This is a genomic window from Elusimicrobium minutum Pei191 (genome assembly GCF_000020145.1).
Taxonomy (GTDB): Bacteria; Elusimicrobiota; Elusimicrobia; order Elusimicrobiales; family Elusimicrobiaceae; genus Elusimicrobium; species Elusimicrobium minutum.
The window spans coordinates 56,415-70,181 of record NC_010644.1 but is presented as its reverse complement, the minus strand read 5'-3'; the positions used below and the strand labels follow the sequence as shown (position 1 = coordinate 70,181).

The 13,767-nt window shown below is 40.5% G+C and carries 12 protein-coding genes; 3 read left to right on the top strand and 9 right to left on the bottom strand.

The annotated features are described in order from the left end of the window. Positions 1-4: 4 nt before the first annotated feature. From EMIN_RS00320 to EMIN_RS00310, 3 genes are read right to left on the bottom strand one after another with little or no spacing between them, the layout of a single operon-like run. Positions 5-1,216, bottom strand: a complete 1,212-nt coding sequence (locus EMIN_RS00320) for a glucose-1-phosphate adenylyltransferase (RefSeq protein WP_012414245.1) — start codon at positions 1,214-1,216, stop codon at positions 5-7. 57 nt (positions 1,217-1,273) lie between these two features. Then, positions 1,274-1,960 (bottom strand): FAD-dependent thymidylate synthase, encoded by a 687-nt coding sequence (gene thyX, locus EMIN_RS00315; protein WP_012414244.1) that lies wholly within the window; start codon positions 1,958-1,960, stop codon positions 1,274-1,276. A 43-nt stretch (positions 1,961-2,003) separates the two neighbouring features. Further along, positions 2,004-3,341: a hypothetical protein gene (locus EMIN_RS00310; RefSeq protein WP_148204447.1), complete on the bottom strand. Its 1,338-nt coding sequence runs from the start codon at positions 3,339-3,341 to the stop codon at positions 2,004-2,006. A gap of 35 nt (positions 3,342-3,376) precedes the next feature. On the opposite strand from EMIN_RS00310, the gene EMIN_RS00305 reads away from it, so the two are divergent. Continuing rightward, a complete protein-coding gene (locus tag EMIN_RS00305) occupies positions 3,377-3,760 on the top strand; it encodes a MazG family protein (RefSeq protein ID WP_012414242.1) in 384 nt (127 codons plus the stop codon). A 27-nt stretch (positions 3,761-3,787) separates the two neighbouring features. Then, on the top strand, positions 3,788-4,243 hold the full coding sequence (locus EMIN_RS09290) for a type IV pilin protein (protein WP_012414241.1): 456 nt from the start codon (positions 3,788-3,790) through the stop codon (positions 4,241-4,243). A gap of 62 nt (positions 4,244-4,305) precedes the next feature. Here the strand turns inward: EMIN_RS09290 and lysS are convergent, their stop codons facing one another. Next, positions 4,306-5,802: a lysine--tRNA ligase gene (lysS, locus tag EMIN_RS00295; protein ID WP_012414240.1), complete on the bottom strand. Its 1,497-nt coding sequence runs from the start codon at positions 5,800-5,802 to the stop codon at positions 4,306-4,308. A gap of 99 nt (positions 5,803-5,901) precedes the next feature. On the opposite strand from lysS, the gene EMIN_RS00290 reads away from it, so the two are divergent. Continuing rightward, on the top strand, positions 5,902-6,411 hold the full coding sequence (locus EMIN_RS00290; RefSeq protein ID WP_012414239.1) for a type IV pilin protein: 510 nt from the start codon (positions 5,902-5,904) through the stop codon (positions 6,409-6,411). Positions 6,412-6,477: 66 nt separating this feature from the next. Here the strand turns inward: EMIN_RS00290 and EMIN_RS00285 are convergent, their stop codons facing one another. The 5 genes from EMIN_RS00285 to secA are packed head-to-tail and all read right to left on the bottom strand — an operon-like array spanning position 6,478 to position 13,693. Next, positions 6,478-7,182, bottom strand: coding sequence for a coenzyme F420-0:L-glutamate ligase (locus EMIN_RS00285; protein WP_012414238.1), 705 nt, complete (start codon positions 7,180-7,182; stop codon positions 6,478-6,480). Between the two features lies 1 nt (position 7,183). Next, positions 7,184-8,281 carry a radical SAM family heme chaperone HemW gene (hemW, locus tag EMIN_RS00280; protein ID WP_012414237.1) on the bottom strand — a complete coding sequence of 366 codons (1,098 nt, stop codon included), beginning with the start codon at positions 8,279-8,281 and terminating at the stop codon, positions 7,184-7,186. Between the two features lie 24 nt (positions 8,282-8,305). Further along, positions 8,306-9,421: a peptide chain release factor 2 gene (prfB, locus tag EMIN_RS00275; RefSeq protein ID WP_012414236.1), complete on the bottom strand. Its 1,116-nt coding sequence runs from the start codon at positions 9,419-9,421 to the stop codon at positions 8,306-8,308. Next, positions 9,414-11,075 (bottom strand): apolipoprotein N-acyltransferase, encoded by a 1,662-nt coding sequence (gene lnt / locus EMIN_RS00270; RefSeq protein ID WP_012414235.1) that lies wholly within the window; start codon positions 11,073-11,075, stop codon positions 9,414-9,416. The genes prfB and lnt overlap by 8 nt, the downstream gene beginning before the upstream one ends. A 17-nt stretch (positions 11,076-11,092) precedes the next feature. After that, on the bottom strand, positions 11,093-13,693 hold the full coding sequence (secA, locus tag EMIN_RS00265) for a preprotein translocase subunit SecA (RefSeq protein ID WP_012414234.1): 2,601 nt from the start codon (positions 13,691-13,693) through the stop codon (positions 11,093-11,095). Positions 13,694-13,767: the final 74 nt, after the last annotated feature.

Here is a 13,767-nt window from a genome sequence, read left to right as displayed (position 1 = left end):
TTTATTAAATGAATTTCTTTCGGCCGCGCGGTATAACCACAATGCCCGAAGGATCTATATAGTATCTTTGCGCGTCTTCACTTCTTATATGCCCGACGCTTTGCTTTTCGGGCACTATGTTAAACCTGTCAACAATAGTCTTTTTTATTTTACTGCCTTTTTTAAACTCGCATGAATCCATTACAATACTGTCTTCCAGCACACAGCCCTCGCCTACAATTATACTACTGCCTAAAACGCAGTTTTTAACTATGGCGTTAGGATGTATAACACACCCGTTGCTTATCATTGAATTTTCAACATGTCCGCCCAAAAACTTGCTCGGAGGCAGGTGAAACAATGATGTGCTTATAGGCCAAAGAGGATTATTTAAATCCATTTTAGGTTTAGCTCCCAAAAGATCCATATGCGTCTGCCAAAAAGACTCTATATTTCCCACGTCTCGCCAGTATCCCTGCTCTTCATACGGTTTGGCGCCCGGTAATTTTTGGCTGGCAAAATCATAAGCAAATGTTCGGTACTCGCTTAAAATTTTAGGCAAAATATGTTTACCGAAATCTAATGCCGGAACATCGCAAAAACGTTTTTGCAAAATTCTCATTAAAAAATCGGTATTAAAAATATAGTTACCCATAGAAGCAAAAGCTTTTTTAGGCCTGCCCGGAATATGTTTGGGGTTTTCAGGCTTTTCGTCAAATTCGACAATACGGTTTTTGGAATCAACCCCCAAAATACCGAAAGAAGAGGCTTCCTCCAAATCAACCACGTTTGCCGCAACGGTAACATCCGCTTTGTTTGCCACGTGAAAATCTATCATTTGGCGTATGTCCATACGGTAAATATGGTCCGCGCCGAAAATAGCGACCACGTCAGGGGCAAAATCTCTTATCAAGTTTATGTTTTGGCGTACTGAATCCGCGGTGCCGCGGTACCAAATTTCGCCTATTCTCATTTGCGGAGGAACACAGGTTAAAAAGTGATCCTTGCTAATACCTGTGGTTCTCCACGTGGTGCGCAGATATTCAATTAAAGACTGTGACAAATACTGCACCAAAATATAGGAGGAAAATATTTCGGAATTAACAAAATTTGACAAAACAAAATCAACAATTCTGTATTTCCCGCCAAATGGAACCGAAGGTTTGCTGCGCTCCTTTGTTAAAGGATACAGCCTTTCCCCTTTGCCTCCGGCCATTATCATGCCTAAAACCTTCATGCTGTGCGTCTCCTTTGTTACTGCCGATATTTTTTACTTCTGTTTATTTAATTTCCGCTAGTTAGCGCTGGGCACCAGTTTTTTGTTCATGTTAACAAAAGCTTCCCAGGTCCAGGGCATTTTTTCCGCTACGATTTGGGCAATAGCGTCCGCGTAATCCCTTATTTCTTTCTGCGCGTGTTTATCAGTGCGCAAAGAAAGAAAATTAAGCAAGCTTCTCGCGTTTACCGTCCAATAAAATTGTGTGTATTGGCATACGGGCAAAATGCCCCTTGCCATTTCTCTGGCCACGCCTTTTTCCAACAGTGCTTTATAAGCTTTATAAGAAGCTTCAACACTTTCTTCGTAAATTTTTAAAAGCTCTTCATTATTTAAATCCGCCCCAGAAAGAGAACCTTGTTTATTGTGCGTGTCCTGTATGCGGAATTCGGAAGGTATATAAAACTCGTCCTTTACTTCCGTATATCTGGCGCTGACTTCATTGTAAGAACCCCAACGGTGCCTCATCCACTGTCTGGCTATATAAATAGGGCAGCGCACGTTAAACTGAAAATTTGTATGCTCAAAAGGAGAATGATGGGCGTTTTCCAATAAATATTTTATAAGCGCTTTGTCTTTTTCCGGGCCTTTGGTTTCCGAACCGAAAGTAACACGCGCCGATGCTACCACGCGGATATCCCCGCCCATAAAATCGACAAGCTTAACAAAACCTTTATCTAAAACTTTAACTATTTCCTGTGTCATTATATTCTCCCGTATGTTTTACATTATTGTGTATATTATTCTATTATTTTAACTTGAAAATTTCAAAGACGGTATTATCGCTGTCATAAACCAAAGTGGCTAAAACGCCTTTGGAAGCGCCGTACTCGCAGTAAGAAAGATCATAAATAACGCCGTCCGTTTCTGTTTTGCCAAGCCCCGCTAAAGTTACGTCATTCCAACCGCCAAAGTAAACCGCGCCTTTTTGGTAAGCGCCAAAACTGTCCGCCACAATACCAAGTTTGGCCGTGTTTTCTGCCGCCGCGAAAACATAATTTCCCTGCTCATTTTTGAAAACGGGCACCGGCAAAAGCACACGGTATATATTGCCCGCGAAGGCTATTCTTTTAGGAGTTGTGGAAAAATCGCCGCTTGTAAAAGCTATTTTTTTGCCGCCGTTAAGGTATAAATTAACTTTGCCGTACGTTGTGGCGAAAAGAACATCGTCTTTTTTATCTTTATTAAAATCAGCTATTGAAAATGAAAATACGCTGGCGTTCATTCCCGCTTTAACGCTTGTTTTTTGGGCTTTGAATTTGCCTTTTTCATAAACAATCTCGTTGACTTGTGTTGTTTTAAGTCCGTTATGAAAATAAATTTCCTGCCCCAACAAAACATCTTTGCCGTCACGGGTAGAAACTTTTGCTATGTGTTTTAAAACGCCGGTCTGTTCAAGTTTATTATCTTTAATTTCAAAAACAACCGTTGACACTTTATTTGAAACGCTTTCATAAATAACCGCGAAAATCTGCGCCGTGCCCGTTTGTTTTATATCTCCTGCGGAAGCCGTAATAATCTCCTTATAGGAAGGAACGGAATATTCCGTTACCGGTTCCAATTCAGCGCCGTTTATTTTAAAAATTTTAATTTTATTTGAGGCGGCGGCCGCGGCGATGTGCGCAACGCCGTTTATATTTAAAAAACTGCCTGAAATAAGCCTTTCTTTTACGGGATTAAATTTGTAAGCCTTTTCGACATTACTTATTTCTTCCGCCGCAATTGTTGCGGATGTAACCGCCGGAACGGGCCTTGCCGTCTGTTGTTTTTCAAGCTCCAGTTTCTGCCCTTGTTTTGTTTTGTAAGGTTCCGCAAGTTCGGCTACAGCGTATTTTTCTTCAACACCGGTTATTTCCGCCGCCGCGCCGTATTTATAAATTACGCCAAGGCTTTCGCCCTTATGGTTTTTAAGTTCTTCCTCGGAAAGTATTAACTTAAGCTTGTCTCCTTTATAAACGGGATTTTTTATTTCAGTTATATCAAGATAAACTGTTTTTCCTTCCTGCTTGGCCACATAAGCTATATCTGCGGCAAAAAGAGATGTTGTAAAAGTAAAAATTATTAGGGTTGATAAAAGTTTTTTCATATAATAGATATATACCATTTTAAGGCGGTTTTTGCATGGAAAAATTATTTAAAAAATTTGTAAATACCACAAAAGCGCTTCGCGGAGCAGGCGGCTGTCCGTGGGACAAAAAACAAACTCATGAAAGTTTAATAAAATGCCTGCGTGAAGAAAGCGAGGAAGTGGTGCAGGCTATTGAAAATAAAGATTTTGTCAATTTGCAAGAAGAACTTGGCGACTTGCTTTTGCAGGTTGTTTTTCACGCTAATTTAGCGGAAGAAGAAGGCAAATTTACAATAAACGACGTTATTAAAGGTATTGACGATAAACTTATCCGCCGGCACCCGCATGTTTTCGGGAGCGAAAAGGCCGACACCCCGGAAGAAAGCCTTGCTCTTTGGAAGAAAATGAAAGCCAAAGAAAAAGAAGCAAAAAAGTAAGTTATATTATTTTAAACAGGAGTTTTTATGAAAAAAGGTTTTACGCTTATTGAGCTTTTAGTGGTTGTGTTAATTATAGGCATACTTGCCGCCATAGCGTTGCCGCAATACCAAAAAGCCGTGCTTAAAGCAAAAACGAGAGAGGCTCTTATAAATTTAAAAGCTATAGGGGACGCGCAGGAACGCGTTTTTCTAGCCACGCGTGCATATACTACGGATAAAGATTCTCTTGATATCGGCGTTCCGGCACAGTCAAAATACTTTAGCGATTATTCTTTAAGAGCTACCTACGCCCAGGTACTCGGAACTTACAACAGCACAAATTTTTATCTTGCCTATTATTACGGAAAGAATTATGTTTATTGCGCTGCGGCCACTTCAAATGAAGAAGCTAAAAAAATATGCGTAATGCTTAGCGGTAAAAGCACGCCCGATGCCATAAACCTAGGCGAAACGGGATATAGCCAATACCTCATGAACTAATTTGAAAAACAAAAAAAAGCGGCCGTTTTTAAACGGCCGCTTTTTTATTTTCTTATTAAAAATTAATCTAATTTTTTAAGAAGAGGGAAAAACACAATTTCTCTAATTGAGTCCTGGCCGGTAAGTAACATTATCATTCGGTCAATGCCTATGCCCATACCGCCTGTAGGCGGCATGCCCGACTCCAATGCCTCAATATAAGCAGTGTCGACAATTTCGGAATTATCTTCATTGTCTTTGGCTTTTTGGGCGGCCTGGTCTTTAAGACGCTGGGCTTGGTCGGCGGGGTCGTTAATCTCGGTATACGCGTTGCCAAGCTCGCTTCCGCAAACAAAAGCTTCAAAACGTTCAACAATGGCCGAATCACCCTCTTTGGTTTTGGAAAACGGACTTACCGCCGTGGGGTAATCCATCATTAACATCGGGTTTGTGTAGTTAACAATAATTCTTTCGTCAAAAATCATGTCAAAAATTTTACCGCTCGATTCCTCTTCGTCAACTTTTAATCCCAGGCGTTTGGCAAGGGCGATAAGCTCGGCCCTTTTAAAATCACGCCCGTCTAAAATATTGTGAATATCTTCACCAACGTATTTCTGCCATGCTTCAGGCATAGAAACCCTTTCATAAGGCGGTTTTAAATTAACTTCTTTACCTTTAAAAGTAACTTTTTCCGCGCCTATAGCTTCGGCCGCGTTTGCCAAAACGGCTTCAAAAACATCAGCCATTGTGTTAACATCGCCGTAGGCCTGGTAAAGCTCCATCATGGTAAACTCAGGATTATGCGTAGTATCAATACCTTCGTTACGGAACATTTTACCTATTTCATAAATTCTGTCGAGTCCGCCGACAATAAGACGTTTGTGGTAAAGTTCCAAAGCTATGCGCATGTAAAGCGGCATTTTAAGAGCGTTATGGAAAGTTTCAAAAGGTCTGGCTATAGCGCCGCCCGCGTCGGGAGTTAAGGTCGGGGTTTCAACCTCCAAATAACCAAGCCCGTCTAAAGTTTTTCTTATTGAACTGATGATTTTGGAGCGTTTTACAAAAATTTCTTTAATATCTTCATTGGCAATTAAATCCACGTGGCGGTTTCTGAACCTTATTTCAGTATCCTGCACGCCGTGCCATTTTTCAGGCATGGGCCTTATAGCTTTGGAAATTAAGGTAATGCTGTCGGCCTTAATTGTTTTTTCACCCGTTTTTGTTAAAAACATGTGGCCTTTTACCGTAACAAAATCACCTACTGAAATATGTTTTTTAAAAAAATTATAATTTTCCTCCCCAAGAGTATCTTTCTGAGCGTAAAACTGTACTTTGCCTGTAAAATCCCTTATATGTGCGAAAGCCGCTTTTCCCATAAGGCGGAGCTGGACAACACGTCCCGATACGGTAACCTGAGTGTCAATATCAGCGTCAAGCGCTTCTTTGGCTCTGTTCTCGGCGCCGCTTCTCGCGGGATAAGGATTAATACCGACTTCTTTTAATTCCTGCGCTTCTTTATATCTTTGGGAAATTATTTCTTGTAAAGAATTTTGTAATTTCTGTTCATTGTTTTCTGTCATAAAGACCTCTTGCTTTTGTATTAATATAATTTTATCAAATTGACAGGGCTTTGTTTAATGGTATAGAATAAAAGATAGGATTTTAAAAAGGAGTATATTATGAAAAAAGGTTTTACTTTACTTGAAATTTTAGTTGTAGTTTTAATTATAGGTATTTTATCGGCCATAGCTGTACCCCAATATACAAAGATTGTTGAAAGGGGCCGCGCTTCCGAAGCTCTTTTAACTTTAAAAGCTTTAGCCGAAAGCGTACAAAGAGCCGAAAAGCTACGCAGATACCCCCTCGGCCCCAACCAATGGGACAGTATCGATATAGCTATGCCGGGCACAAAAACAGGCACAGGATACCAAACTAAATACTTTACATACTACACAGGCAATGACCTTGGCGTAGCAAACGCGCCAACATTTGTAAGCGCGGTTAAAGTAGGCGCTCCTAACTATATTTTGGAAATGCATGTGCATCAAGGGGATATTTTATCAGCGGTTTGTGTTTATACAAACGGCGATACCGAAGCTTATGACGCGTGCATTGACCTTGGCTTTAAAAACCCTGTCAGCCATATCGGAACATCCGGCGCGGGCAAGCTGGGCCTTGAAAGACCGTAAACGGTTAAATATTTACAAATAAAAAACCCTCCTAAAAAGGAGGGTTTTTTATTTGTTTTGCAGAAATTACTTTAAAAGTTTTTTAAAAAAAGGATAATATAAATCTTGTTCCAAAGGATATTTTATTTCACCTTTTTTATCTTTAGCGCAAAAAACAACGGGCGCGTTTTCTATAACGCAAAGGGGCGTTTTTTCGTCTGCTTCGCCCATAAGCAAACTTGCCGCGGAAGCGAGGCTGTCGGCGATATCAACCATTGTCATTTTTAATTTGCGTCCGTAAATATCTTTTTTACCAATATAATTTTTTACGCCTTTAAAACCGGAGTAACCCACCGCCGCGCCTATAACGCCCGCTCTTAAAGGAAGTATCATGCTATCGGTAATTATTACGCCAAAGTTTTTTACTTTATAAAATTTTTTAAGTTCCTTTACTAGTTCAGACGCTGTTTTATAACAGTCTTTAGGAAGTAAAATAATTTTGCCGCCTTCGGAATTTGATTCGTCAATTCCCGCGTTTGTCATTACCATTGCGTCCTTAATAGTAAAAAAACAAAGTTTTGTTTTTATATAACCAGTGCTTTCTTTTTTTATAAGCGATTCTTTTTGTTTAACGGTTAAAGGAGGCAAAACACGGCCTTCCGAAAGCGCGACTATTTTTGAGGATATTACCAAAACGCCGTTTTCTTTTATTTTTTTTATATGCTTTTTTATAAAGAAAGAAAGATTATCCCCTTCTTTAAAAACGCTTGTTTTTTTGGGTTTAAAATTCATGTTACACCCCAAAAGGTTCCACAAAACAGGAAAAAACTTTGTTAGCGAAAAACAAACCCTGCTCGGAAAGTTTTATGCATCCGTTTTCTTTTGTAAGAAGACGGCGGCTGACAAGCGCGTCAATTTCCTGTCCGAAATATCCGCTGATTTCAGAAGTAAGTTTAACCCCTTCCAAACGGCGCAAAGCTATCATAGCGCTTTCACCCGTTTTCTTCTTACCTTCAAGTTTTTCTTCAAAATCTTTAACGCCTAACCCTTTTTCCATATTGTTAATATATTTATTCAGGTCATCAGTATTAGAACTGCGGGTTCCGTTTAAATACCCGGCAGCCGCACAACCTAGGCCAAGATAATCACCGCCAAGCCAATAATTATTATTGTGAACGCTTTCAAAACCATGTTTTGAAAAATTAGATATTTCATAATGGGAGTAAGCTCGTTTGGGTAAAAAATTATGCGCGTACAAAAGCATTTCTTTTACAAGCGCGTCATCCGGCGCGTAACCTTCTTTAAAGAATTTTGTGCCTTCGCTTATTTCCATGCCGTAAACGGAAAAATGTTCGGGGTTTAGGGTAAGAACAAAAGAAATATCCTCTTTAAAATTTTCTAAATTTTGAGAAGGGCAACCCGCTATTAAATCAATATTAATATTATCAAAACCCATTGAGCGCGCGTCCGAATAAGATTTTATAAACATACGTCTGTCGTGGATTCTGCCTAAGTTTTTTAAAATATCATCGTTAGAACTTTGCAAACCCATGCTTAAACGGTTAAAACCGTATTTTTTAAGCAGAATTATTTTTTCTTCGGTAAGGCTTTCGGGGTTAGCTTCAAAAGTGGATTCCAAAAAGTTTTTTACGGGGCCAAAATTTTCTTCAACAGCTTTAAATAATTTCTCAAGATTTTCTTCAGACAAAACGCTTGGCGTGCCCCCGCCTATATAAAGAGTTTGGGCGTTAAAATTTTTGTGCCCGGACATTTCTTTAATTAAAGCGTTTATATATTCACCGGATAAAGAAAGTTTATCCGGGTAAGAAGAGAATGCGCAGTAAAAACACTTTTGAGCGCAAAAAGGAATGTGTATATAAATTGATTTCATAATCTTAAATATTAAAAATAAAGGTTATTTTTTGTTAACCATATAATCTAAATAAGACTGCATAAAAGCGTCCAAATCACCGTCCATAACAGCTTGCACCTGCGAAGTTTCGTAACCTGTTCTTAAATCCTTAACAAGCTGATACGGCATAAAAACATAAGAACGTATTTGATGCCCCCAGGCGATATCGCCTTTTTGTCCGTAATGTTTTTCCATTTCCGAGCGTTTTTTATCAGCCTCGATTTGGTAAAGTTTGGCGCGCAGCATTTTCATGGCGGTTTGCCTGTTTTGAAGCTGGCTTCGCTCTATCTGGCAGGCAACAACTATGCCCGTGGGAATATGTTTTATGCGCACGGCGGTTTCAACTTTATTAACGTTTTGCCCGCCCGCGCCACCGCTTCGGAAAGTGTCAACTTCCAAGTCTTTTTCTTCAATTTCTATTTTAATTTCGTCTTCAATGTCAGGCAAAACGTCGCATGAAGCAAATGAGGTGTGCCTGCGCGAATTAGCGTCAAAAGGGGAAATTCTTACAAGCCTGTGAACGCCGTTTTCACTTTTCAAATAACCGTAAGCGTAAAGACCTTCTATCATAAGAGAAACACTTTTCACGCCCGCTTCTTCACCGGGCAAAATGTCCGTTATTTTAACTTTTAACCCGTGGTTTTCAGCCCAGCGCGTGTACATACGAAGAAGCATTTGAGCCCAATCGCAGCTTTCCGTGCCGCCGGCGCCGGCATGTATATGCATAATGGCGTTAAGCCTGTCAGCCGGGTCGGAAAGTTTTATTTTAAACTCAATTTCTTTTAATTCATTTTCTATTTTTATTAAAAAGGAGGAAATTTCACCCATTTCGGTTTCGCTGTTTTCCTCAAGGGCCATTTCATAATAGGTAACGGCGTCGTCCATTTCCTTTTGCAAGGCGGAAAAAGTTTCAAGCTCAGTTTTAACGGCGTCGGCTTCCTTGCTTACCTGCCTGGCATTATCAGAATCATTCCAAAAACTTTCTTTGGATATTTCAGCCTCAAGTTTGGCTAATTTTTCTTTCTTTTCGCCAACGCGTATAAGAGCCCCTGCATTTTTAATACGGGCGGAAAGTTCTTCAATTTTATTTTTTAAATCCTTAAATTCAATATTAATCATCTGATATAATAAAAACCGTGCTCACCGCGGTAAGAAAAACAATTACGCATAAATAAGCAAACAAATTACCCCATTTAATATAAAAAGTGACGTCTTTTGATTTATACACCGGCATCTCAAAATTCATAACAGTGCGGGTATTAAGCTCACTAGATTCCATAACCTGCCCGAGCGGGTTAATCCAGCCTGAAATGCCCGTGTTAGCGCTTCTTACCACAGGGCGGCCCGTTTCCACAGCGCGGAAAACGTTAACCGCGAAGTGTTGGTAAGGCGCCGAAGTATCCAAATACCAGCCGTCATTTGTAACGTTAAAAAATATTTCCGCGCCGCCGTCCGCGGCTTTTGTCCATAAATCCGGGAATATGGATTCATAACAAATATTAGAAGCTATTTTCACCCCTGCAACTTCATATAAAGGCTGGTTCGGCGCACCCGGCGTAAAAGAGCCCAGTTCCCCCAAAACTTCAACGTCCATAATATTTTTTAATCTGTTTTCAAAAGGTATGTATTCACCGAAAGGCACCAGTTTTTCTTTATTATAAACCCCTTCTATTTCCCCTTTGTCGTTAAACAAGAATGCCGATACGTAATTTGCCCTGTCATTATAATAAGTAGAACCTATCAACTGGTATGATTCGTAACTTTTAGAAATGGATGAAAGCCACGTCACATATTTTTCTTCCTGTGCGGAACCCGGAAGCGCCGTTTCCGGCCAAACTATAATATCGGGATTAAAAGCTTTTACTTCCTCGAGTTGATGCCTTAAAACGGATTCAATTTCAGACACAAACTCGGCGTTCCATTTTTTATATTGGTCTATATTAGGCTGCAGGACGGAAACTCTTAAAGTTTTTTTAATCTCGGGGTTAAAAGAGGAAATTCTGTATGCGCCGAAAGCAAATACGGCGAATAAAACCGCAGCGCCTATAAAAACGCTTAAAAACCGTTCGCCCCAATTTTCCGAATCAAACAAAACAGCAACGCAGCCGGAAATAAAAACAATAACAAAACTTATTATGTATACCCCGCCAAAGCTTGCAAGTTGTATCATGGCAGGGGTGCTCCACTGCGAATATCCCGGCATGAACCACGGAAACCCTAAAAACCCGTAAGCGACAACCTGATGCAAAAGCTCAAACGTTACCCAGCCCGCAGCCGCCACAAGCGGATATAAAAATTTAAGATTGCGGGCATAAAACATTAGTCCGCCGAAAACTGCAAACTGCAACGCCGTAACCGCGGCCAAAGCACAGACTGCCATAGTAGATAAATCCTTACTAAGCCCGCCCGCGCGGCAGGTGGCATAAATCCAAATAAAAATTCCTATGTAGGTAAAAAAGCCGGTAACCCAGCCGAAAGAAAAAGATTTAAAAAGGCCTTTTGTTTTCCTTAACATAAACAAAAAAGGAAAAAAAGAAACCCAGGCAAACGCGCTGAAATTATTTTTTGGATATGAGAGATAAATAAGATACGCCGTGGCTGCCGCAGCAATAATAAAAAGAAAAAACCGTCCTACGGCAAAAAGAAGATCATCTTTTTTGCCTGAATATTCATTGCTGTCCTTACTTTTTTGCGCAACGCAGCTAAAAACCTGCGTTTCGCGTTGCCGTACCACATACTGTCCGGTTTTACCGGAAGATTTTTTTTCTCTCATCGGTTCAATTTATATTATTATAAATCGGCACCGCAGCACTTTTTATATTTTTTACCGCTGCCGCAGGGGCAAGGGTCATTACGTCCTATTTTTTTGTTTGAATATGTATCCGCGCCGGAAGTCTCTCCACCGCCTTCGGAAGATGGCGTCCCGATAGGGGAAACTCTTCTTTTAGGAGGGAGTTGTAAGCGAAAAATATACTCAACCATAACGTCACGCACTTTGTTTAACATGTTTTGGTACAGGTTATAAGATTCTTTTTGGTACTCAATCAAAGGATCTTTTTGCGCGTAACCGCGTAAGCTGACGCTTTTTTGCATTTGGTCAAGCTCATATAAGTGCTGTTTCCATGCCTGGTCTATAATTTGAAGAAGCAGCATTCTTTCAACTTCGTTGAAATTAACGCCCTGTTCATTAAAATATTTTGAACGCTCTTCAAAAGCTTTTTTAACGGCTTCAAAAGTTTCCCCGTCAATCTGTTCTTTTGATTTGCCCTTAATACTCTCCCCGCTGAAATTAGCGTCTATGGTAAACGCTCTTTGTAAAAATATATTAAGCGTATTAAAGTCAGTGCTTTGAGGATGTTTTACATTATAATATTTGTCAAAAGTTTCGTGTATAACCTCCTCAATCATCTGCATTACTTGTTCGCTTACGCTCTCACCGTCTAAAATTTTATTGCGTAAATGGTAAATGGCGGTTCTTTGCTGGTTCATAACCTTGTCATAATCAAGCAAATGCTTACGGATATCAAAGTTATGCCCTTCAACCATTCTTTGGGCGCCTTCAATTTGTCTGCTCATAAGGCGGGACTCTATCACCTGTCCTTCCGTCATACCCATTCTTTCCAAAATGCCCGAAATACGTGAAGTATTGGCAAAAAGCCTCATAAGTTCGTCATCTAAAGAAATATAAAAACGGCTTGAGCCCGGGTCACCTTGTCTGGCGGCGCGGCCGCGGAGCTGGTTATCAATACGTCTGCTTTCGTGCCTTTCCGTACCTAAAATGTGAAGACCGCCGAGTTCAACAACTTCAGCCTGCTGCTGCGGTGTGGCGGGGTTGCCGCCAAGCACGATATCGGTGCCGCGGCCCGCCATGTTTGTAGCTATGGTAACAGAACCTTTAGCGCCCGCCTGGCTGATAATTTGCGCTTCCATTTCGTGGTATTTGGCGTTTAAAACTTTATGCGGAATGCCTTTTGACCTAAGCATGGCGGAAACTTTTTCAGACTTTTCAATAGAGCGGGTACCCACTAAAACGGGAGCGCCCTTTTTCCACAATGTCTCAATGTCGGCAACTATAGCGTTATACTTTTCACGCTCGGTGCGGTAAACAAGGTCAGCCCCGTCAACGCGTTTAGAAGGCCTGTTCGGCGGAACTTCAACAACGTCAAGTTTGTAAATTTGCCAAAACTCTCCCGCTTCAGTCATGGCCGTACCCGTCATACCGGAAAGTTTTGAATAAAGTTTAAAAAAGTTTTGGAATGTAATCGTAGCTAAAGTTTGGTTTTCTTCTTTAATTTTAATTCTTTCTTTAGCTTCTACCGCCTGGTGAAGCCCATCCGACCAGCGGCGGCCCGGCATTAAACGGCCCGTAAATTCGTCAACAATAATAACTTCGCCGTCTTTTACAACGTAATCAACATCTTTTTCATATAAATGGTGCGCGCGCAAAGCCTGGTTAATATGGTGCACCCATTCGGATTCAACATCATTATAAAGATTGGCCACGCCTAAAAACTTTTCAGCTTTGGCTATACCGTCTTCGGTTAAGGTGGCATTATGGTTTTTTTCATCGATAACGGCATCGTAACCGGCGGAAAGATTTTCGCCTGAATATTTGGCTTTTATTTCATCGTCTTCAGTAATTTTCCTTATTTTTAAACTTGGGATAATGCGGTTAACCACTTCATACTTATCCGTGCTTTGTTCCGCCGGGCCCGAAATAATAAGAGGGGTTCTGGCTTCGTCAATTAAAATGGAGTCTACTTCGTCAACTATACAATAATTTAATTTTTTTAAAACTCTGTCTTCTTTACGCACCACCATATTATCACGCAAATAATCAAAGCCAAGCTCGTTATTTGTAACGTAGGTGATATCCTTTTTATACATTTCCTGGCGGCCTTCGTTATCCATTTCACGGTTAATGTAACCTACGCTTAAGCCTAAAAACTCATGAATAGGGCCCATCCAGTTTCTGTCACGTTTGGCAAGATAGTCGTTAACCGTAACCACGTGGACGCCTTTGCCTGTTAAAGCGTTTAAGTAAGAAGGCAGCGTGGCCACAAGGGTTTTACCTTCCCCGGTTCTCATTTCAGCTATTTTACCCTGATGCAGAACCATACCGCCTAAAAGCTGCACGTCATAGTGGCGAAGGCCTATTACGCGGCGGGCCGCCTCACGCACAACGGCGAAAGATTCGGGCAAAATATCGTCAAGCGTTTTCCCCTGCGCCAGCTGTTCTTTAAAATAAAAGGTTTTTTGTTTTAATTCTTCATCTGAAAGTTTTAAAATTTCGGATTCTAGGGAGTTAATTTTTTCTATTATAGGTTTAAGTTTTTTTAAATCTCTTTCGCTTTTTGTTCCAAAAATTTTTTCAATTACTGTTGTTATCATTATAAGTTCCTCAAAAATCTAAAAACACGGGGGCGGAAACACAACTCCCTGCTATAGAATTATAACTCTTTTTG

Bases quoted from the DNA above. Each gene is read 5' to 3' on its own strand.
- EMIN_RS00320 (WP_012414245.1), bottom strand. From the start codon at position 1,216: ATGAAGGTTTTAGGCATGATAATGGCCGGAGGCAAAGGGGAAAGGCTG.
- thyX (WP_012414244.1), bottom strand. From the start codon at position 1,960: ATGACACAGGAAATAGTTAAAGTTTTAGATAAAGGTTTTGTTAAGCTT.
- EMIN_RS00310 (WP_148204447.1), bottom strand. From the start codon at position 3,341: ATGAAAAAACTTTTATCAACCCTAATAATTTTTACTTTTACAACATCT.
- EMIN_RS00305 (WP_012414242.1), top strand. From the start codon at position 3,377: ATGGAAAAATTATTTAAAAAATTTGTAAATACCACAAAAGCGCTTCGC.
- EMIN_RS09290 (WP_012414241.1), top strand. From the start codon at position 3,788: ATGAAAAAAGGTTTTACGCTTATTGAGCTTTTAGTGGTTGTGTTAATT.
- lysS (WP_012414240.1), bottom strand. From the start codon at position 5,802: ATGACAGAAAACAATGAACAGAAATTACAAAATTCTTTACAAGAAATA.
- EMIN_RS00290 (WP_012414239.1), top strand. From the start codon at position 5,902: ATGAAAAAAGGTTTTACTTTACTTGAAATTTTAGTTGTAGTTTTAATT.
- EMIN_RS00285 (WP_012414238.1), bottom strand. From the start codon at position 7,182: ATGAATTTTAAACCCAAAAAAACAAGCGTTTTTAAAGAAGGGGATAAT.
- hemW (WP_012414237.1), bottom strand. From the start codon at position 8,281: ATGAAATCAATTTATATACACATTCCTTTTTGCGCTCAAAAGTGTTTT.
- prfB (WP_012414236.1), bottom strand. From the start codon at position 9,421: ATGATTAATATTGAATTTAAGGATTTAAAAAATAAAATTGAAGAACTT.
- lnt (WP_012414235.1), bottom strand. From the start codon at position 11,075: ATGAGAGAAAAAAAATCTTCCGGTAAAACCGGACAGTATGTGGTACGG.
- secA (WP_012414234.1), bottom strand. From the start codon at position 13,693: ATGATAACAACAGTAATTGAAAAAATTTTTGGAACAAAAAGCGAAAGA.